Raw genomic sequence first — 18909 nt, forward strand, 5'->3', positions numbered from 1 at the left:
ACGCGTCCTTATGCCGTTGCCGCTTCGTCGGCCAGATAGCGGCCGGTAGCGGCGAAATAGACCATTTCGGCGACGTTGGTGGCATGGTCGCCGATCCGCTCGATGTTCTTGGCGACGAACAGCAGATGCGCCACCTGGCTCACCGTGCGCGGATTCTCGACCATGAAGGTCACCAAGGTGCGGAAGATCGAATCGTAGAAATCGTCGAGCGCGGAGTCGCGCTGGCACACCTCGGCGGCGGCCTCCGCGTCGCGCGAAGCGAAGGCGTCGAGGACGTCGTGCACCATGTCGCTCGCCATCTGCGCCATTGCCGGCAGTATCGACAGCGCCTCGATCCGGTCCTCGCCCTCGGTGTGGATCAGTGGGACGCGCTTGGCGATGTTCTTGGCATAGTCGCCGATCCGCTCGAGTACCGCGGCGATCTTGAGCGCCGCGATCACTTCGCGCAGATCGTCGGCCATCGGCGCACGCAGCGCGATCAACCTAACGACGAGCTTCTCGACCTCGGCCTCGATGACGTCGATCTGCTTGTCCTTCTTGCGGACTTCGCTGGCCAATGCGGTGTCGCCGCGCTGGAGCGCCTTCATCGCGTCGTGGATCGCCTGCTCGGCCAGCCCGCCCATCTGGCTGATCAGCGCGCGCAGATGCTTGATGTCCTCGTCGAACGCCTTGACGGTATGTTCCTGGCCCGTCCCCATCATCCGTACCTTCCGGTGATATAGTCCTTGGTCCGCTCCTCGCGGGGCGTCGTGAAGATCTGGTCGGTATCGCCATATTCCACCAGCGTGCCGAGGTGGAAGAAGGCGGTGCGCTGGCTGACTCGCGCGGCCTGCTGCATGTTGTGCGTGACGATCGCGATCGCATAGCGGCCGCGCAGCTCGTGGATCAGCTCCTCGATCTTCGCGGTTGCGATCGGGTCGAGCGCCGAGGCGGGCTCGTCCATCAGGATCACTTCGGGATCGACGGCGATCGCGCGGGCGATGCACAGCCGCTGCTGCTGGCCGCCGGAGAGCGCGGTGCCGCTGTCCTGCAGTCGATCCTTGACTTCCTCCCACAGCCCGGCGCGCTTGAGCGAACGCTCGACGATGGCGTCGAGATCGGGCTTGGACGGGGCGAGGCCGTGGATGCGCGGGCCGTAAGCCACATTCTCGTAGATCGACTTGGGGAAGGGATTGGGCTTCTGGAACACCATGCCGACCCGGGCGCGCAGCTGGACCACGTCCATCGCCGAGGAATAGATATTCTCGCCGTCGAGCATGATATCGCCGGTAACGCGCGCGCTCGGGATGGTGTCGTTCATTCGGTTCAGGGTGCGCAGGAACGTCGACTTGCCGCAGCCCGACGGGCCGATGAACGCCGTCACCTTGTCCATCGCGATGTCGATCGACACGTCCTTCACGGCCTGCTTGTCGCCGTAGAAGACGCTGACGCCGCGCGCGGACATCTTGTGGGGAGTCTCGGTCATTACCAGCGGGTCTCGAATTTGTTGCGAAGATAGATTGCGAGCCCGTTCATGGCGAGCAGGAACACCAGAAGCACGATGATCGCGGCGCTGGTCTTCTCGACGAAGCCGCGGCTGACTTCGTCGGACCACAGGAAGATCTGCACCGGCAGCACGGTGGCGGGATCGGTGAACCCGCCCGGCGGGGTGACGATGAACGCGCGCATCCCGATCAGCAGCAGCGGCGCGGTCTCGCCCAATGCGCGCGCCATGCCGATGATCGTGCCGGTCAGGATGCCGGGCATCGCCAGCGGCAGGACGTGGTGGAACACCACCTGGATCGGGCTCGCGCCGATGCCGAGCGCGGCGTCGCGGATCGACGGCGGCACGGCCTTGACCGCATTGCGGCTGGCGATGACGATCACCGGCATGATCATCAGCGCCAGCGTCAGCCCGCCGACCAGTGCCGCCGAGCGGGGAAGCAGCGGGCCGAACTGATAGCCGAACAGATTCCAGCTGCCGAGGAACACCGCCAGCCCGAGCAGGCCGAAGATGATCGAGGGCACCGCCGCGAGATTGTTGATCGAGACTTCGATCAGGTCGGTCCAGCGGTTCTTCGGCGCATATTCCTCGAGATAAATCGCCGAGAGCACGCCGACCGGGAAGGCGATCAGGAAAGTCACCGCCATCGTCAGCAGCGATCCCTTGAGCGCGCCCCAGATGCCGACCGCGACCGGATCGGTCGAATCGGATTCGTACAGGAAATCCAGGTTGAAGTGGCGCGACAGCGCGCCCGCCTGCTGCAGCTTGGCGACGGTGGCCTTGGCCTCGGCATTGCCGTCGCCGCGCACCGCCTGGTCGATTTCGGTCGAGGCGGGGACGTCGATGCGCATCTTGCGGTCGAGGATCGACGGATCGGCCTTGATCGCGTCGCGGATGCGCAGCCAGGCGTTCTCGGAGATGAATTCCTCGCCGCCGGGCCCGAACGCCGTCGCTGCGGCGCCCTTGACTGCGTTTTCCAGCCCCGCGCCGGCCAGCGCCAGATCGGCAGCCGGAGTCCTGAGCTGCGCGCGCTCGATCAGCATCCCCGAAGCGGGGAAGTCGATCGGCAGCGCGACGTCGGTGCGGGTAAAGCCGCGCCAGCCGTTCGCGACCATCGTGATCAGCAGGAAGGCGAGGAACGCCGCCGACAGGCTCACTGCCGCCAGCCCGAAAAAGCGGAAGCGGCGCTCGGCGCCGTAGCGGCGGCGGATGCGCTTCTGCATCGCATGGGTCGTCCAGTCGGTCGGCGCGCGCCAAGAGCCTTTGGCGTCGGGCTCTTTCGGACCGGTCGGCAGCTGTGGGACGAGCGACTTACTCATAGGCTTCGCGGTACCGTTTCACGACGCGCAGCGCGACGATGTTGAGCAGCAGGGTGATCACGAACAAGGTCAGTCCCAGCGCGAAGGCGGCGAGCGTCTTGGGGCTGTCGAACTCGCTTTCGCCGGTGAGCAAGTCGACGATCTGCTTGGTGACCGTGGTCGCGCTCTCGAACGGATTGAGCGTGATGTTCGCGGCGCCGCTCGCCGCCATCACCACGATCATCGTCTCGCCGATCGCGCGGCTGACTGCCAGCAATATGCCTGCGACCACGCCAGGCAATGCCGCGGGGATCAGCACCCGCGAGATCGTCTCGCTGGTAGTTGCGCCCATCGCCAGGCTGCCGTCGCGCATCGCGGTGGGCACCGCCGCGATCGAATCGTCGGCCATCGACGAGACGAACGGAATGATCATCACCCCCATCACCAGACCCGCTGCCAGCGCGCTTTCCGATGAGGCATAGGTATAGCCGAACGACACTGCGAGATCGCGCACCGCCGGCGCGACGGTCAGCGCGGCGAAATAGCCATAGACCACCGTCGGCACGCCCGCGAGCATCTCGAGCGTCGGCTTCATCCATTTGCGCACGGTCGGCGCGGCATATTGAGTGAGGTAGATCGCGCTCATCAGCCCGAACGGGATCGCGACGATCATCGCGATCACCGCGCCGATGAAGAAGGTTCCCCAGAACAACGGCACCGCGCCGAGCGATTTGCCCGGATCATTGGCGTCGATCACCTGCGGGCTCCAGTGCGTGCCGAGCAGGAAATCGGTGATCGGCACCTGCTGGAAGAAGCGCAGCGATTCCCACAGCAGCGAGAGGAAGATGCCGAGCGTCGTCAGGATCGCGATCAGCGATGCGACCAGCAGCAACACCATCATCCCGCGCTCGACCTGGCTGCGCGCCTTGAAATGCGCACCCACGCGGGTCAGCGCGAAGGCGGCGCCGGCAAAGGCGAGCAGGATCGCCACGCCGGTGCCCATCCAGCCATAATAAGCCTGCGCCGAGCGGGTCGGGGCAGCGAGTTGCTCGGCAACCGGATCGAACGCCGTCGCGTTGTCCTCGCTGGCGACGCGCTTGGCTTCGGCGAGCAGCGCGTCGCGCTCGAATTCGAATTGCGGAAGCTGCGCCGCAGCCGGGTGCTCGAGCACCGCTTCTTTGACCAGCCCGGGCTGGGCCGCGCTCCACACCACGACGAACAGCAAGGCGGGCAGGATCGTCCACATCGCGACGTACATGCCGTGCTGGCCCGGCAGCGAATGCAGCCGCTTGGCGCCGCCCCGGTCGAAACGGTTGGCGCGCGCGCGCGCGGTGAGCCAGCCGATGAGGCCAAGCCCGGCGATCAGGAAGAGGAGTGCGAAGCCGTTCATCAGTGCAATCCGGCCGGGTCGAGCGCAGCGCGCTGCGCCACGATCTGCGCCGATTTCGCGCGCAACGCGTCGGGCGCCGCGATCAACCCGCGCTGGGTGAGCTTGCCCTTGGGGTTCCACATCGTCGTGTAGAGCGTGAGGAAGTCCGCAAGCCCGGGCACTGCCCGTAGATGGCGCTTCTTCACATAGAGGAACAAGGGCCGCGCGCCCGGATAGGTTCCGTCGGCGATGGTCGCATAGGTCGGCGTCACCCCTTCGATCGGCACGCCGTGGAGCCGGTCGATATTCTCCTCCAGATACGAATAGCCAAACACGCCGAGCGCGTTGGGGTTCGCGGCGAGCCCCTGGACGATCAGATTGTCGTTCTCGCCCTTGTCGATATACGGCCCGTCGTCGCGGATGCGCTTGCAGCGGGTGTCATAGGGCGCGGCGTCCTTCGCCGCCTTGAGCGCGTTGGCCTGCGGGTCGGCGGCGGCGCAGCCCGGTTCCATCACCAGCTCGACCAGCGCATCGCGCGTGCCGCTGGTCGACGGCGGACCCATTACCTGGATCGGAATCGCCGGGAGCGATGGATTGACGTCGCGCCACGTCCGCGCCGCATTGGGCTTGCCCAGCGGGTTCGCGGCGAGCGCCAGATAGACGTCCTGCTTGCTCAGCCGGAGCCGGGGGCCGTTATTCGCTTCGGCCAGCGCCACCCCGTCCACGCCGATCTGGACTTCCATGATCTCGCCGACGCCATTGGCCTGGCAGAGCTGGTATTCGGATTTTTTGATGCGGCGGCTGGCATTGGCGATGTCGGGGAATTCCCAGCCCACGCCTTCGCAGAAGCGCTTGAGCCCCGCGCCGGTGCCGATCGATTCGACCACCGGCGCCCGCCGTCCGCCGCCTTGATTGACGAAGGTCTCGGCGACCGCAGTGGTGAACGGATACACCGTCGACGAGCCCACGACGCGGATCTCGCGCGCCGTGTTGCTGTCGCAGCCGGCCAGCGTGAACGCCGCCGCTGCAATCAGGCCTAACCTGCCGAAAATGTCGCGAACTCCCGCTATGCCCCGAGTCGTGCGCCGCAGCACGCAAGCCGCATGTCTTGCAGCCCGGTTACGGCTTTATGACACTCGCCGGACCGGAAGCAGCATCGTGACCGTCGTGCCCTTGCCGACCGTGCTGGTGATATCGAGCCGGCCGCGGTGGCGTTCGATGATGTGCTTGACGATCGCGAGGCCGAGACCGGTACCTCCCAGCGACCGGCTGCGTCCCGAATCGACACGGTAAAACCGTTCGGTGAGCCGCGGCAGATGCTGGGCCGGGATGCCTTCGCCTTCGTCGCCGACGCTCAGGCGGACCATCGATTCGCCATCGGGCTGCAGTGCGATCGTCACCGGCGTGCCCTCGCGGCCATATTTCATCGCATTGCCGATGATGTTGTGGAGCACTTGGCTGAGCTGGGTCGGGTCGCCGGCCACCGGCGGCACGTCGGCGAGCTGGGTCACCAGATCGGCCGCGCGCGGGCTGCCCGAGAGCTCGATCGCGACCTGTCCGATCAGCTCGGCGAGGTTCACCGCTTTGTCGGGCGCGCGATATTTCTCGGCTTCGATGCGGCTCAGCGAAATCAGATCCTCGATCAGCCGCTGCATCCGCTGCGCTTCGCCGAACACGATCTTGAGGAAGCGGCCGCGCGTCTGCGGATCGTCGCCGGCGTCTTCGCGCAGCGTCTCGACATAGCCGAGCAGCGACGCCAGCGGGGTACGCAATTCGTGGCTGGCATTGGCGACGAAATCGACACGCATCCGCTCGGCGGCATAACTGCCGGTGCGGTCGATCAGATGGACCACGCGGCGCCCGTCGTCGAGCGCATGCACCCGCATCTCCCAGCGCTGGTCGCGCGTGCCCAGCCCAACCAGATGGATCGGCGCGCCGGGGGCGCCATTGTCGCGGCGCATCAGCCGCTCCGCCGCGGCGGGGTGGCGGATCGCGACGCGAACGTCTTCGCCCAGCACATGCTCGCCGAGCAGTTCGCGCGCGCCGTGATTGGCCGCCTCGACTCGGCTGTCGGTGATCACCAGCAACGGCTCGGCGACGGCCTCGATCACTTCGGCGATCGCCGGCTCGCTCTGCGGCGGCGGGGCGGCGCGTTCGGGCGGGGCGGGGGCTTCGTCGTTGCCGCTCGCGGCGATCAGCACCGCCGCCACCGCGCAGACCAACACCACCAGCCCCGCCTGCACATCGCCGTTGAGCAACATGCTCGCGACCGCGGCGATAGCCGCGACGACGAGCGCCAGCGCTGTTCGGACCCCGAGAAAGGAATGCATATGTCCCGTTCTAGGCGCGGATTTACGATTGCGAAAGCCGTGCGGGCGCATGACAAGGCATCATGGCCGACGAAACCACCGGACCCAAGGCTTCGCGCCGCCGCGCATTGATGCTCGGCGCCGCCGGCGCATCGGCCATCGTCTCGATTCGGCCCGCGCTCGCGCAGACCAGCGCTTCGGTGATGAACTGCGAGATTCCGGTTCCCGATCCGGCGCGCGCGGGCAATTACATCGCGCCCGATGGCAGCCTGGTCCCGGCCGGCACGCCGGGCGCCTATCCGCCGCCGGGGGCGCCGTTCAAGGCCGAAGACGTCAAGCGCGCGCTCGCCGGCGGCAATCTGCCCGGTGCCGATGCCGAGAGCAGCCGCGCCTACACCAATTACATCCGCCGCCTGCAGTCGGGCACCAGCGGCTTCACTTGCTTCGCCTCGCTGCAGATGCCGCGCGGCTGAACGCCGTGCGTGTGACCCGTCATCCCGGCGAACGCCGGGATCGCATGCGGCGAGCGTGCGCATGCCTTGTAGAAGATTTGTTCACGCGGAGGCGCGAAGCGGCTGACGCCGCCGAACGGACTGTTCTCGTCGCGTCGTCGCGTCGTTGCGCGAACCCTCTTCTTCTGCTCCGCGTCTCCGCGCCTCCGCGTGAACAACACAAAGCCCGCGCCTGATGATGCGTTACAAGGTCGCCCCCAGGGAAGCGCTGCGTGTCGTCCCCCTCGACGCGCTGACTCTCGTCTATCACCGCGCCTCCGGCATCACCCACATCGTCGACGCCCCGGTGCCCGAAATCCTCGAGGCGCTGACCGAACCGCTCGACGCCGATGACCTGCTCGCCAAATTGAGCGAAACCTTCGACCTCGCCGACGCCGATCCGGCGGCGCTCGCCGCGCGGCTCGACGAGCTCGCCGCAGTCGGCCTGGTCGAGCGGCTGTGAGGCACGCCACCACGCTCCGCATCGGCCCGGTGGGATTCCGCGTCGGCAGCGATTGGCGTGCGCCGATCGCCGCGTTGAACGACCTCTATCGCGATTACCCGCAGCCCGACGACGGCATCCCAGACTTCAACGTCCACCTGTTCGCCGCACGCCCATGGCGGCGGGTGTTGCGCCCGTCGGTCCACATCGGGGGCGACTTCGTCATTCCCGACGCCGCGCCGCTTCCGCTCGTGCAAGGGCTGCTCGCTGCCGAAATGGGGATGAACCTCCAGATGGCGCTCGGCCAGCGCCGCTATCTGCTGCTCCATGCCTCGGCAGTCGAGCGCGACGGCAGGGCGCTCCTGATGACCGGCATGTCGGGCGCGGGCAAATCAACTCTCGCCGCCTTGCTGATGGCGGCAGGCTGGCGGCTGATGGGCGATGAATTCGCGTTGCTCGACCCCGTCACCGGGCTGATCCACGGCTTCCCGCGGCTGATCAGCCTCAAGAACGAAGCGATCGGCGTGATCGAGCGCGCGCTGCCCAGGGCCCGGTTCGGCCCGCGGCTCGAAGGCACCCCCAAGGGCACGATTCGCCACCTCGTCCCCGACGCACGCGCAATCTCGGTGATGGCCGAGCCCGCCGCGCCGCGCCTGATCCTGTTCCCGAGCTACGGCTTCGCCGCCGCCGAACGGGCAGTGCTGCCCAGCGAAACCTTCGTGCGCCTGACCCAGGCCTCGACCAACTATGTCGCGCTGGCCGAACGCGGGTTCGGTGCCCTGACCGGTCTCGTGCGCAGGGTGCCCGCCCGTGCGCTCGATTATCCCGACACGGCGACGGTGCTCGAGCAGGTCGAGCGGATGTGGAGCGCGGGGTGACCGACGCCCGCATCCTCACCGAAGCATTGCGCGACCCGGCAACGGTCGCGCAACTCGACGCCGCCGGCTGGACCGCGTTGCTCGCCATCGCCCGCGCCGAACAATTGATCGGCACGCTCGCGCATCGTCTCGCCGGCCTGCCGATGCCGTCTGCCGCGGCGCGCGTTCTCGAAGACGCACGCGCCTCCGCCGAACAGGGCCGCATCGCCGCCTTGTGGGAAGCCGAGATGGCGCGCCGCGCGCTCGCCCCCACGGGCATGCCGGTGATCTTGCTCAAGGGCACCGCTTACGCCGCCGCGGGGCTCGCCGCCGGCACCGGCCGGGCGATCGGCGACCTCGACATCCTCGTTCCGCGCGCCCGGCTCGAAGAAGCCGAAGCGGTGCTCCTTCAGGCCGGCTGGGAATGGGTGAAGCCCGATCCCTATGACGATCTCTATTATCGCCGCTGGATGCACGAACTCCCGCCGCTGATCCACCGCGAGCGCGACCGGATGATCGACGTCCACCACACGATCCTGCCGCTCACTGCGCGGGTGACGCCCGATGCGGACGCGCTGATCGCCGACAGCGTGGTTCTGGAGAACGGGCTCCGCATCCTCGCCCCGCACGACATGCTCTGCCATGCCGCAGCGCACCTCTTCGCCGATGGCGATCTCGCGGGCGGCTTGCGCAATCTCTGGGACATTCATTGCCTCGCGGGGGAACACGGCATCGCGGGGGTCGAGGCCCGCGCCGTGCATCATGGCCTAGAAGCCGCCGTCGGACGCGCGTTGCGCCTCGCCGATCGGCTATACGGCGGCGGCCTTCGATACGGACAGGGCAGGGATCGCGATATGCTGTATCTGCGGCGCCTGCTCGCGCGTGACGATTGGGGCCGCCCCACCCGCAAACTGACTCGCCTCGGCTTCTATGTTCGCAGCCATTGGCTGCGCATGCCGCCGGCGCTTCTTGCACAACATTTATTTACAAAATGGCGAAAGACGGCGGCTCAATAAGATATGAATAATAGTGTTCCGAGAAATCGGCAAAGTAACGACTTGCCGCTGAGCTGATTCGATTTGAGATTCGAGTTGAAGGAGTAGTTTCGGAATATTACATTAGGTCCACGCTCTGGTCAGTGACAGCGCGTGCATTTGAACGAGCGCCTGATAAAAAATAAACTTTGGGCAGAACGCCTCCTGCTGCGCATCCGAAGGAGTGGCAGCAGGCTCTCCGTTAGCGGTTTGTTAACCTTTCCGAAGCGAAAGTTAACAGGCGACCGGAACAATCGGGGCACACGGCAAGGGGCGCAGATCGATGTAGTTCAGGGTGGTGAGGCTTTTGTGATCGACGAACCCGCGCAGGCTTGTGAATCCGCCGACGCAAAGACGATCGTCGACGCATTGTGGGCGAACTGGCCGATGGTCGTGACGCTTCGGGCGGCCGATGTCGGCATGGAGAGTGCCGAGCGCGTCACCGATTTCATCCGGAACTTCCAGGATCTCAGCGACGCCGGGATGATCAGCTACGAAGCGTTCGTCGTCGGTCCCGGCGGCCCCCAGGTCATCGACGCGGCGCTCACCGCGCGCGGCCGCGCGTTGACCGCGCGGCGAATGCACCCGCCAAGGGCACCGCGTCAGCTGGCGAGGTGAGGCTGGCGGATCATGTCCGCCACGACATCGGCGATGGTGCGCAGGATCTTGAGGTCGTGCCCGTCGAACGCGCGCTGCCCGCGCTGTAGCGCGACGATGCGGCCGAGCGGTGCGCCGTCGGTGTCGTGGAGCGGGACGCAGGCATAGGATCGAAAGCCGCTCGCACTCGCTTCGATCGGGTCGGCGAGCTGCCAGAGCAATGCCTCCGATCTCTCGGCCTCTCCGCCCGCAAGCAATATACCCGCGGTCGAGAGGCGCTCGGCTGCGGCGACGGCGCGCTGACGCTCGGCATAATGGCGGAGATCGACGATCGCCCCGTCGGCGACCAGGGTGAGCTGGACGAGTTCGGCCAGCTTGGCGGAGGCGATCCGCCCGCCCGGTTTCAGCCCGTCATCGGCCTCCCAGGAGGCGCGCCCAGACCCCTTCAACAACATCCCCCCGAAGCGACCCACGCTCTTTTCCTTCGTATATGCTCGGTCGGTTGTACGGTAAAAGCAAGACCCCGGTGTAGTCCGGTGAATCACGGGGCAGGACGGCGAACTATAGCGGCCGGATGCCCCTGATCAGCTGCCGAAGAAAAGATGCGGAAGCATCGAGATATGGGTCACTGCGCCGCCAGTCGCTCGAGCGTGGGTATCAGTTCGTCGAAATGGTCGATCACCGCGTCGGCGCCGAGTTCCTCGACCGGCTGCATCAGGAAGCCGAAGCTGACCGCGATCGACGGAATGCCCGCATTCTTCGCCGCTTCGATGTCGAAGATCGAATCGCCGACGAACGCCGCCCGCCCGCCGCCGCACCGCCGGATCATCTCGCGGATTCCCGTGGGGGAGGGTTTGCGGCTGTCCGGACCCATCGTGTCGCCGCCGATGACACAGGCGAAGCGGTGATCGAGGTCGAGTTCGGCGACCAGCCTCGCTGCCAGCTGCTCGGACTTGTTCGTCACGATCGCGAACTTGGCGCCGCGCGCGTCGAGCGCGTCCATCGCCGCCGAAAGCCCGGGAAAGGCGTGCGTGGCCCGGGCGATGTTGTCGCCGTAGAAAGCGAGCAGTTCGGGATAGACGCGCTCCAGCACTTCCGGATCGCAGCCGCCCGACGCCTCCAGCCCCTGCTGCAGCATGTATTTCCCGCCGCGCCCGATCATCGGCTTGACCGCCGCGATGCTCAGCGGTGGACGCCCGAGCAGGCCCAACCCGTGGTTGAGCGCATCGGTCAGGTCGGCGCTGGTGTCGAACAGCGTGCCATCGAGGTCGAACCCGATGATGTCGAAGGGGAAGTCGGTCATCGCCGCGCCTGCTGCCAGCAACGCTATGGAATTGGCAAGCTTGTCATGGCAGGGGATTGCGCTGGAGGGTATTCATGACAGCGCCGATAGCCGCGATCATCCTTGCCGCGGGCAAGGGCACGCGGATGAAATCCGATACGCACAAGGTGCTCCACCCGATCGCCGGGCGGCCGATGCTGCTGCACTTGATCCACAGCGTCGCCGCACTCGAACCCGCGCGCACGATCGTGGTGGTCGGTGCCGGCCGCGAACAGGTCGAGGCAGCCGTGCATCCGCTCGGCGTCGAAACGGTCGAGCAGGTCGAGCAACTCGGCACCGCGCATGCCGTGCTGGAAGCGAAACCCGCGCTCGACGGGTTCGAAGGCGATGTCCTGGTGCTGTTCGGCGACGTGCCGCGCGTCGGCGCCGGCACGCTCGCGCGCATGCTCGAGCGGCTGCATGCCGAGGATGCGCCGGCGACGGTCGCGCTCGGCTTCCGGCCCGCCGATCCTGGGGCTTATGGCCGGGTGATCGCGGATTCGGAGGGTAGGATCGACCGGATCGTCGAGTTCAAGGACGCCTCGCCCGAGGAGCGTGCAGTGACCCTGTGCAATTCGGGGCTTTTCGCTGCGCGCGCGGCGGATCTGTTCGACCTGCTGGCGAAGGTCGGCAACGACAATGCCGCCGGCGAATATTATCTTCCGGATATCGTCACCGTGGCGGCATCGGCGGGACGGCATTCGGCGGTGATCGAAGTTCCCGCCGCGGAAGTTGCCGGGATCAACAGCCGCGGCGAGCTCGCCGCGGTGGAAGCCGAATGGCAGCGCGACCGCCGGGCCCGCGCGATGGCGGAGGGCGCGACTCTGATCGCACCCGAGACAGTGTGGTTCGCATACGACACCAGGCTCGGCCGCGACGTGTTGATCGAGCCCAACGTGTTCTTCGGCCCTGGCGTCGAAATCGCCGATCGCGTCACCGTCCATGCCTTCAGCCATATCGAGGGCGCGACGATCGCCAGCGGCGCCGTCGTCGGCCCTTATGCCCGGCTGCGGCCCGGCACCGTGCTCGGCGAAGACGCCAAGGTCGGCAATTTCGTCGAGACCAAGAAGGCCGTGCTCGGCAAGGGTGCCAAGGCCAACCATTTGACCTATCTCGGCGACGCCGAAGTCGGCGCGGGGGCCAATATCGGCGCAGGCACGATCACCTGCAATTACGACGGCTTCTTCAAATATCGTACGAATATCGGCGCAGGTGCGTTCATCGGCTCGAACAGCGCTCTGGTCGCGCCGGTGACGATCGGCAGGGACGCCACCGTGGCGGCAGGATCGGTGATCACGCGCGACGTCGAGCCCGGCGCGCTCGCGCTGTCGCGTGCCCGGCAAGAGGCAAAGCCCGGCTGGGGAACCCGCTTCCGGGAAGTCATGAAGGCAAGGAAAGCCGCGAAGTAGTTCTTGCTCCCCTCCCTGCAAGGGAGGGGCTGGGGGTGGGTGCGAGCCGAAGGCGAGCCCTTTTCTCCCCAACGCGCCGACGCTAATGCGTCGGCACCCACCCCCGACCCCTCCCTTCCAGGGAGGGGAGAGAGACTTGAAGCATGTGTGGAATCGTTGGAATCGTCGGTACCGAGCCTGTCGCCGAGCGGCTGTTCGAAGGTCTCAAGCGCCTCGAATATCGCGGCTATGATTCGGCGGGAATCGCCACATTGCACGATGGCGAGATCGATCGCCGCCGCGCCGAGGGCAAGCTCGTCAATCTCGGCAAAAGGCTGGCGGAGAGCCCGCTGCCCGGCACGATCGGCATCGCCCATACCCGCTGGGCCACCCACGGCGCGCCGACCGAGGACAATGCCCATCCGCACATCGTCGGAGACGTCTCGATCGTCCACAACGGCATCATCGAGAACTTCAAGCCGCTGCGCGACGAGCTGATCGCCGAAGGCCGCGCGTTCAAGAGCCAGACCGATACCGAAGTCGTCGCGCATCTCGTTTCGCGCGAACTCGAGCGCGGCAGGACCCCGCGCGAGGCCGTCGCCGCGGTGCTGCCCCAGCTCCACGGCGCATTCGCGGTCGCCTTCCTGTTCCGCAACGAGCCCGACCTCCTGATCTGCGCCCGGCTCGGCGCGCCGCTCACCGTCGGCTATGGCGAGGGCGAGAATTATCTCGGCTCCGACGCGCATGCGCTCGCCGGGCTCACCCAGCGCATCGCCTATCTCGACGAGGGCGACTGGGCGGTGATCACCCGCGAGAAGATCGAGATCTTCGATCGCGACAACGATCCGGTCACGCGCCCGATCGTCGCTTCCGGCGTCTCGCCCGCGCTGATCGACAAGGGCAATCACCGCCACTTCATGCTCAAGGAGATTTACGAGCAGCCCGTGGTCGTCGCGCAGACGCTGGCATCGTATATCCGCCCGGTCGAGCAGAAGGTCGCACTCCCCGACATGAGCTTCGACCTGACCAGGGTCGAGCGCGTCACGATCGTCGCCTGCGGCACTGCCTCCTATGTCGGGATGATCGGCAAATACTGGATCGAGCGTTTCGCCCGGCTGCCGGTCGAAGTCGATGTCGCCTCCGAGTTTCGATACCGCGATCCGATCCTGCTCGCCAACACGCTCGGCGTCGTCGTCAGCCAGTCGGGCGAGACCGCCGACACGCTCGCAGCACTACGCCACATGAAAGCGAACGGCGTCACCACTGCAGGCATCATCAACGTGCCGACCAGCTCGATGGCGCGCGAAGTCGATCTTTTGCTGTCGACGCATGCGGGGCCGGAGATCGGCGTCGCCTCGACCAAGGCTTTCACCTGCCAGCTCGCCGTGATGGCCGCGCTCGCAGTCAATCTCGCCCGCGCCAAGGGCAAGCTCGGCGAGGACGAAGAGCGCGAAATCGTCCGCCACTTGCTCGAGGCGCCTGCCGCGATCAACGCCGCGCTGGCGCATGATTCGGAGATCGAGGCGATGGCGCACACCATCGCCGCGGCGCGCGACGTGCTCTATCTCGGTCGCGGCCCCGATTATCCGCTCGCGCTCGAAGGGGCGCTCAAGCTCAAGGAAATCAGCTATATCCACGCCGAAGGCTATGCGTCGGGCGAGATGAAGCACGGCCCGATCGCGCTGATCGACGAACATGTGCCGCTGATCGTCCTCGCCCCCTCGGGCCCGCTGTTCGACAAGACCGTCTCCAACATGCAGGAAGCCAAGGCGCGCGGAGCCCGCGTAGTGCTGATCTCGGACGCCGAAGGGCTGGCGCAGGCCGGCGAAGACGCCATCGCGACGATCGAGATGCCCAGCGTCCATCCGCTGATCGCGCCGCTGGTGTATGCGGTGCCGGTGCAGCTGCTCGCCTATCACGTCGCGGTGGCGAAGGGGACCGACGTCGATCAGCCGCGCAATCTCGCCAAGTCGGTCACTGTCGAATAACTCCCGGCCCGAACTCAGGGCGCGCGTTCGAATATGGTCACCGTCGGCCCGGCCCGCAGCCCGTTCGCCGGCGTGATCACGCTGCGCAAAATGCTTCCCTGCGTCAGTCGCGCATAACGCAGCCACTGCGACGGATATTGCGCCCGTGCGTCGCGGTAACGGTCGTAATGCACGAGAATGGCAAACCGGGCACGGCAGCCATCGATCCGTCCCGCGTCGACGTTTCCGAGATCCACGATCGGCGCTCCCGTGCGTAGTTTCTCCACTTCGCCGTAGCCCACACGACGCGTGAGCATCGCGCGAGCATCGACGCAGCCGGCGCTGCCCAGCGGAAACAATATCTTCCACGGGCCTGAGACCAGGTCGAGTGCGGCGTGCTCGACCAGGATCGAGCTGCCCGGCGGCACGTGACTGCGGATCCAGGCGGAAGCGATCTGGCGGGTGTCGTTCGCCCGCGCGACCGCTCGGCTCTGCGCCGCCGCGAGCATCGGCCCCATCAGCAACAGGGCGGCGGCGGGCGGCAGGAAACGCACCGCCGGATCGATCCGCGGCCGCAGCATTTCGGCGAACATGCGCAGCGCGTATCCCGCGGCAATCGCAGCGAAGGGGAGCAGCGGGATCAGCCAGCGCTCCCAGCGCAGCGCCTGCATGCAGAGCAGCAGGCAGAGCCCAGCCACGCCGGGCAACAAGGCGATGGCCGCCACGCGGTTGCGCAGCGCCAGCACGACCGTGCCGAGCCCCGCGAGAGCGAGCCCCGCCGCGCCGAAGGAGGCAGTCAGCGGACCACGCGCATACCAGGCCAGATTGGCAAGGAAACCGCCGCCGGTCGCTCCCAGATGCATCGGGCGCGCTTCGCGGGTGAGGTTCTGGATTACGGTGGGATAGTCGAGCAGCAGAAAGGGGGACGCGACGAACAAAGTCGCGATCGCACTGCCGACGAAGCCGGCCAGCTTGCCGGCATCCGAACTGCCCCGGTATATGCGCCACAGCCCGGCCGCTACGGGGCTCAGCGCAATCACTGCCGCCGGCCATTTCGTAGCGCAGCCCAGCCCGACGAAAATGCCGGCCCAGAGATAATCGCGCAGCCTGCCATTCTCCGCGATCGCGATCGTGGCGGACAGGCAGAGCAGCATGAACAGGCTGACCTGCACGTCGGTGCGGATCACCTGCGAATACTCGATATGGATCGCATTGACGGCCAGGAACGCCGCCGCGATCAGCCCGGTCTGCGCCCCGCCGATCCGCCGCCCCAGCCGCCAGGTCAGATAGACGCAGGCGACCCCGCAGGCCGCGAAGAACAGGCGGGCGGGGAGAAACAGGATCGTCGGATCGGCATAGACCGCGCTGACGAACGCGTCCGAATCCATATATCGGCCCGTCGCCACGCCGATCCCGCCGACCGCGAGGCTGACCAATGCGAGGCAATAGAGCGTGATCGTCGCCGGATGGCCGAACCAGCCTGGGTTGAGGCTGTGGTTCTGCAGCATCTCGACTGCCTTCATCATGAACAGCGGCTCGTCGGGATCGTTGAGCGCCGGAAGCCCGAACCCGATCCCGCGCACGCGCAGTCCCGCCGCGAGCAGCAGGATCAGCAGCAGCACGCCGCGCTGGGGCCAGGAATCGCCATCCGGCTTACGGGCTGAGGGGGAGGGGTACGTCATGGTGCTGAAGTGATGACGTGGAGTGGCGATGCGAACCGTAATCCTGGCCGGCGGTCTCGGCACCCGGCTCGGCGAAGAGACGTCGGTGCGGCCCAAGCCGATGGTCGAGATCGGCGGAATGCCGATCCTCTGGCACATCATGAAGATCTATTCGTCGAGCGGATTCAACGACTTCGTCGTGTGCCTCGGCTATAAGGGCTATCTGATCAAGGAGTTCTTCGCGAACTATTTCCTCCACACGTCCGACGTGACGATCGATCTGCGCGGCGGCAACGGCATGGAAGTCCATTACGCGCGCAGCGAGCCATGGCGGATCACGCTGGTCGAGACCGGCGCGACGACGATGACCGGCGGCCGTCTCGCGGCAATCCGCCCCTATCTCGATCCCGACGAGCCCTTCTGCTTCACCTATGGCGACGGCGTCGCCGATATCGACGTCGGCGCATTGGTCGACTTCCACAAAGCACACGGCCTGCGCGCGACGATCACGTCGGTGTCGCCGCCGGGGCGCTTCGGCGCGCTCGAATTCGATGCGGGCAAGGTGATCGATTTCAAGGAGAAGCCCGCGGGCGACGGCGGCCAGATCAACGGCGGGTTCTTCGTCGCCGATCCTTCGGTACTCGATCTGGTCGATGGCCCCGACACCGTCTGGGAAGCCGGCCCGCTCGAGCAGCTCGCGCGCGGCGGCGAGCTGATGGGATATCGGCACCAGGGTTTCTGGCAGCCGATGGATACACTGCGCGACAAACTCTATCTCGACGAATTGTGGAAATCGGGCGACGCCCCGTGGAAGCGCTGGTGACCGGCTGGCGCGGCCGCCGGGTCCTCGTCACCGGGCATACCGGGTTCAAGGGCAGCTGGCTGAGCCTGTGGCTCCACGCGCTGGGCGCCGAAGTCACCGGCTTCGCGCTGCCGCCGCCCACCGAGCCGAGCCTGTTTGCCGCGGCGCGGATCGATGCACTGATCGAGCATCACGAAGGCGATATCCGCGATCTCACCGCAGTCCGCGCGGTGGTCGAGGCGTCGCGGCCGGAAGTGATCTTCCACCTCGCCGCGCAGCCGCTGGTGCGGCTCTCGTATCAAGAACCGGTCGAGACCTACGCCACCAACGTCATGGGCACGGTGCACCTGCTCGAAGCCGCGCGCCGCGCGCCCGGCGTCAGAGCGATCGTCTGCGTCACCAGCGACAAATGCTATGACAATCGCGAATGGGTCTGGCCCTATCGCGAGAGCGATCCGATGGGCGGGCACGATCCCTATAGCAGCAGCAAGGGTTGCGCCGAGCTTGTCGCGGCCGCCTATCGCAGCTCGTTCTTCGCGGAGGGCCCGGCGCTCGCCACGGCGCGCGCCGGCAACGTCATCGGCGGCGGCGACTGGGCCACCGACCGGTTGCTGCCCGATCTGATCCGCGCCTTCGAAGCCGGCACCGCGCCGCTGATCCGCTCGCCGGACAGCGTCCGCCCGTGGCAGCACGTGCTCGAGGCGCTGAGCGGCTATCTGCTGCTCGCCGGGCGCCTGCTCGCCGGCGAACCGCGCTTCGCCGAAGGCTGGAACTTCGGCCCGTCCGACGAGGATGCGCGGCCGGTCTCGTGGATCGTCGAGCGCATGCGTGCCGCCTGGGGCGACAGCGCCGCCGCTATCCCCGACACCGGCCCGCGCCGGCACGAGGCCGGCCTGCTCCGCCTCGACAGCGCGAAAGCGCGCGCGGCGCTCGGCTGGCAGCCGATGCTGCGGCTGGAGGAGGCAGTCGCCTGGATCGCCGAATGGCACAAGGCCGTCGGCAGCGGCGAAGACGCGCGCGCGATCAGCCTCGGGCAGATCGCCGACTATGCGGCGCGCAGGGCGGTCAGCGTCCGCGAACCAACAGGGAGAGCAAGCGCGTGCTGAAGAAATTGTCGGGGGAATTCACCCAGCGCAGCGACAGCGAGGCGGACAACGACGCCCGCCTGTATGACCTCGCCCGCGCGCGTCACCGTGAGGGCGGCTTCGGGTCGCACTGGAACCACCACAGCACCGTGTTCCTGAAGCGCCAGGTGCTCTCGCGGCTGCTGTACGAGGACCAGCTCTATCGGCGGATCGTCAACGTGCCCGGCGTGATCTGCGAGTTCGGCGTTCACTGGGGCGCGACGATGACGACTCTGTGCAACCTGCGCGGGATCCACGAACCGTACAACCATTCGCGCACGATCGTCGGCTTCGACACGTTCAGCGGGTTCGCCGGGGTACACGATGCCGATGGCGGCTTTTCCAGCGACGGCGATTATTCCACCTCTACCGGCTATGAAGCCGAACTCGCCGAGATCCTCGCGCTGCAGGAGAGCTTCTCGCCGATCCCGCAGATCCGGAAGTTCGAGCTGGTGAAGGGCGATGTCGTCGAGACCCTGCCCAAGTGGCTCGACGACAATTCGCACGCCGTCGTCGCGATGGCGATCTTCGACATGGACATCTACCAGCCGACCCGCGCCGCGCTGGAGATGATCCTGCCGCGGCTGGTCAAGGGCTCGCTCCTCGTGTTCGACGAGATGGTCTGCAAACATTTCCCCGGCGAGACCCAGGCGGTGATGGAAGTGCTGGGGCTCAACAATCTGAAGCTCGAGCGCTCGCCGCACCAGCCCTACTGCGCCTTCGCCGAATTCGGGGCGTAGCGGGTTCCGCCGCCGAAGGCGGGCGG

General features: G+C 66.8%; 19 protein-coding genes. 10 read left to right on the forward strand and 9 right to left on the reverse strand.

Annotation, left to right across the window (positions count from 1 at the left end):
* Positions 1-8: 8 nt before the first annotated feature.
* The 6 genes from phoU to E5A73_RS18060 all read right to left on the reverse strand — a co-directional run bounded on the left by phoU (position 9) and on the right by E5A73_RS18060 (position 6480).
* Positions 9-698 carry a phosphate signaling complex protein PhoU gene (gene phoU / locus E5A73_RS18035; protein ID WP_135965377.1) on the reverse strand — a complete coding sequence of 230 codons (690 nt, stop codon included), beginning with the start codon at positions 696-698 and terminating at the stop codon, positions 9-11.
* The gene (gene pstB, locus E5A73_RS18040; protein ID WP_135965234.1) at positions 698-1465 is read right to left on the reverse strand and encodes a phosphate ABC transporter ATP-binding protein PstB; all 768 of its coding nucleotides are present in this window, start codon (positions 1463-1465) and stop codon (positions 698-700) included. The genes phoU and pstB overlap by 1 nt, the downstream gene beginning before the upstream one ends.
* Positions 1465-2706, reverse strand: coding sequence for a phosphate ABC transporter permease PstA (pstA, locus tag E5A73_RS21635; RefSeq protein WP_420822588.1), 1242 nt, complete (start codon positions 2704-2706; stop codon positions 1465-1467). The genes pstB and pstA overlap by 1 nt, the downstream gene beginning before the upstream one ends.
* A gap of 88 nt (positions 2707-2794) precedes the next feature.
* Complete coding sequence (gene pstC / locus E5A73_RS18050; protein WP_135965236.1) at positions 2795-4171, reverse strand: phosphate ABC transporter permease subunit PstC; 1377 nt, start codon at positions 4169-4171, stop codon at positions 2795-2797.
* Positions 4171-5202: a substrate-binding domain-containing protein gene (locus E5A73_RS18055; protein WP_135965378.1), complete on the reverse strand. Its 1032-nt coding sequence runs from the start codon at positions 5200-5202 to the stop codon at positions 4171-4173. The genes pstC and E5A73_RS18055 overlap by 1 nt, the downstream gene beginning before the upstream one ends.
* A 75-nt stretch (positions 5203-5277) precedes the next feature.
* Positions 5278-6480, reverse strand: a complete 1203-nt coding sequence (locus tag E5A73_RS18060; protein WP_135965237.1) for an ATP-binding protein — start codon at positions 6478-6480, stop codon at positions 5278-5280.
* A gap of 62 nt (positions 6481-6542) precedes the next feature.
* Between E5A73_RS18060 and E5A73_RS18065 the strand changes: the two genes are divergently transcribed.
* The 5 genes from E5A73_RS18065 to E5A73_RS18085 all read left to right on the forward strand — a co-directional run bounded on the left by E5A73_RS18065 (position 6543) and on the right by E5A73_RS18085 (position 9901).
* Positions 6543-6932, forward strand: a complete 390-nt coding sequence (locus E5A73_RS18065) for a hypothetical protein (protein ID WP_135965238.1) — start codon at positions 6543-6545, stop codon at positions 6930-6932.
* Between the two features lie 214 nt (positions 6933-7146).
* The gene (locus E5A73_RS18070) at positions 7147-7413 is read left to right on the forward strand and encodes an HPr-rel-A system PqqD family peptide chaperone (protein ID WP_338112878.1); all 267 of its coding nucleotides are present in this window, start codon (positions 7147-7149) and stop codon (positions 7411-7413) included.
* A complete protein-coding gene (locus tag E5A73_RS18075; protein ID WP_135965239.1) occupies positions 7410-8270 on the forward strand; it encodes an HprK-related kinase A in 861 nt (286 codons plus the stop codon). Before E5A73_RS18070 ends, E5A73_RS18075 begins: the two co-directional genes overlap by 4 nt.
* Positions 8267-9265 (forward strand): nucleotidyltransferase domain-containing protein, encoded by a 999-nt coding sequence (locus tag E5A73_RS18080; protein ID WP_135965240.1) that lies wholly within the window; start codon positions 8267-8269, stop codon positions 9263-9265. The genes E5A73_RS18075 and E5A73_RS18080 overlap by 4 nt, the downstream gene beginning before the upstream one ends.
* Positions 9266-9592: 327 nt before the next feature.
* A complete protein-coding gene (locus E5A73_RS18085; RefSeq protein ID WP_135965241.1) occupies positions 9593-9901 on the forward strand; it encodes a hypothetical protein in 309 nt (102 codons plus the stop codon).
* Here E5A73_RS18085 and E5A73_RS18090 read toward each other — a convergent pair.
* Positions 9886-10329 (reverse strand): GAF domain-containing protein, encoded by a 444-nt coding sequence (locus tag E5A73_RS18090; RefSeq protein ID WP_168355977.1) that lies wholly within the window; start codon positions 10327-10329, stop codon positions 9886-9888. The genes E5A73_RS18085 and E5A73_RS18090 overlap by 16 nt on opposite strands.
* A gap of 176 nt (positions 10330-10505) precedes the next feature.
* Positions 10506-11183: an HAD-IA family hydrolase gene (locus E5A73_RS18095; protein WP_135965243.1), complete on the reverse strand. Its 678-nt coding sequence runs from the start codon at positions 11181-11183 to the stop codon at positions 10506-10508.
* A gap of 74 nt (positions 11184-11257) precedes the next feature.
* Here E5A73_RS18095 and glmU point away from each other — a divergent pair, with 74 nt between their 5' ends.
* Both glmU and glmS read left to right on the forward strand, forming a co-directional pair.
* The gene (glmU, locus tag E5A73_RS18100) at positions 11258-12610 is read left to right on the forward strand and encodes a bifunctional UDP-N-acetylglucosamine diphosphorylase/glucosamine-1-phosphate N-acetyltransferase GlmU (protein WP_135965244.1); all 1353 of its coding nucleotides are present in this window, start codon (positions 11258-11260) and stop codon (positions 12608-12610) included.
* 143 nt (positions 12611-12753) lie between these two features.
* Entirely contained in the window at positions 12754-14577 is a 1824-nt protein-coding gene (gene glmS / locus E5A73_RS18105) for a glutamine--fructose-6-phosphate transaminase (isomerizing) (protein ID WP_135965245.1), read from the forward strand.
* Positions 14578-14591: 14 nt separating this feature from the next.
* Here glmS and E5A73_RS18110 read toward each other — a convergent pair whose 3' ends face one another.
* Positions 14592-16238 (reverse strand): ArnT family glycosyltransferase, encoded by a 1647-nt coding sequence (locus tag E5A73_RS18110; protein ID WP_168355978.1) that lies wholly within the window; start codon positions 16236-16238, stop codon positions 14592-14594.
* Between the two features lie 28 nt (positions 16239-16266).
* Here E5A73_RS18110 and rfbF point away from each other — a divergent pair, with 28 nt between their 5' ends.
* The 3 genes from rfbF to E5A73_RS18125 are packed head-to-tail and all read left to right on the forward strand — an operon-like array spanning position 16267 to position 18883.
* Positions 16267-17040 (forward strand): glucose-1-phosphate cytidylyltransferase, encoded by a 774-nt coding sequence (rfbF, locus tag E5A73_RS21815; RefSeq protein ID WP_135965247.1) that lies wholly within the window; start codon positions 16267-16269, stop codon positions 17038-17040.
* Positions 17037-18125 (forward strand): CDP-glucose 4,6-dehydratase, encoded by a 1089-nt coding sequence (gene rfbG / locus E5A73_RS21640; protein ID WP_240700249.1) that lies wholly within the window; start codon positions 17037-17039, stop codon positions 18123-18125. Before rfbF ends, rfbG begins: the two co-directional genes overlap by 4 nt.
* Complete coding sequence (locus tag E5A73_RS18125; protein WP_206366533.1) at positions 18119-18883, forward strand: TylF/MycF/NovP-related O-methyltransferase; 765 nt, start codon at positions 18119-18121, stop codon at positions 18881-18883. The genes rfbG and E5A73_RS18125 overlap by 7 nt, the downstream gene beginning before the upstream one ends.
* The last annotated feature ends 26 nt before the right edge of the window (positions 18884-18909 follow it).

Source organism: Sphingomonas gei, assembly GCF_004792685.1.
Taxonomy (GTDB): domain Bacteria; phylum Pseudomonadota; class Alphaproteobacteria; order Sphingomonadales; family Sphingomonadaceae; genus Sphingomonas; species Sphingomonas gei.

Bases quoted from the DNA above. Each gene is read 5' to 3' on its own strand.
- pstB (WP_135965234.1), bottom strand. From the start codon at position 1,465: ATGACCGAGACTCCCCACAAGATGTCCGCGCGCGGCGTCAGCGTCTTC.
- E5A73_RS18065 (WP_135965238.1), top strand. From the start codon at position 6,543: ATGGCCGACGAAACCACCGGACCCAAGGCTTCGCGCCGCCGCGCATTG.
- glmU (WP_135965244.1), top strand. From the start codon at position 11,258: ATGACAGCGCCGATAGCCGCGATCATCCTTGCCGCGGGCAAGGGCACG.
- pstA (WP_420822588.1), bottom strand. From the start codon at position 2,706: ATGCAGAAGCGCATCCGCCGCCGCTACGGCGCCGAGCGCCGCTTCCGC.
- E5A73_RS18110 (WP_168355978.1), bottom strand. From the start codon at position 16,238: ATGACGTACCCCTCCCCCTCAGCCCGTAAGCCGGATGGCGATTCCTGG.
- rfbF (WP_135965247.1), top strand. From the start codon at position 16,267: ATGCGAACCGTAATCCTGGCCGGCGGTCTCGGCACCCGGCTCGGCGAA.
- phoU (WP_135965377.1), bottom strand. From the start codon at position 698: ATGGGGACGGGCCAGGAACATACCGTCAAGGCGTTCGACGAGGACATC.
- E5A73_RS18095 (WP_135965243.1), bottom strand. From the start codon at position 11,183: ATGACCGACTTCCCCTTCGACATCATCGGGTTCGACCTCGATGGCACG.
- E5A73_RS18060 (WP_135965237.1), bottom strand. From the start codon at position 6,480: ATGCATTCCTTTCTCGGGGTCCGAACAGCGCTGGCGCTCGTCGTCGCG.
- pstC (WP_135965236.1), bottom strand. From the start codon at position 4,171: ATGAACGGCTTCGCACTCCTCTTCCTGATCGCCGGGCTTGGCCTCATC.
- E5A73_RS18070 (WP_338112878.1), top strand. From the start codon at position 7,147: ATGATGCGTTACAAGGTCGCCCCCAGGGAAGCGCTGCGTGTCGTCCCC.
- glmS (WP_135965245.1), top strand. From the start codon at position 12,754: ATGTGTGGAATCGTTGGAATCGTCGGTACCGAGCCTGTCGCCGAGCGG.